This window comes from Arthrobacter sp. Soil736 (assembly GCF_001428005.1).
Lineage (GTDB): Bacteria > Actinomycetota > Actinomycetes > Actinomycetales > Micrococcaceae > Arthrobacter.
This window is the reverse complement of record NZ_LMSB01000056.1, coordinates 8,151-8,429: the sequence shown is the minus strand read 5'-3', so window position 1 is coordinate 8,429 and position 279 is coordinate 8,151. Positions and strand designations below refer to the sequence as shown.

Sequence of the window (279 nt, the reverse complement as noted above, 5' to 3'; positions counted from 1 at the left end):
GGCTCGTATCGTGGACGCCGACCAGTATGTCCACAACGTGACGTCGACGAAGCAGAACCTCAACAGTGCGGCGCGGGGCACGGCCAACAGCGGTCTGCTGGTGCTCGCCGATGTGAACGCCACAAGCCGGTACTGGCACTTTTACGACCCAAGCGGTGGTGGTGATACGGCGCCCGTTGTCTCCTTCACGGCCACCCTCACTTCCGGGACCGCGCCGCTGGACGTGGCCTTCACCGATACCTCCACCGGCTCGCCGACGTCGTGGTCCTGGGCCTTCGG

1 pseudogene is annotated in these 279 nt (G+C 65.6%); it reads left to right on the top strand.

Annotation, left to right across the window (positions count from 1 at the left end):
• Positions 1–10: 10 nt before the first annotated feature.
• A pseudogene (locus ASG92_RS30130) lies at positions 11–279 on the top strand (hypothetical protein); the annotation flags it as partial.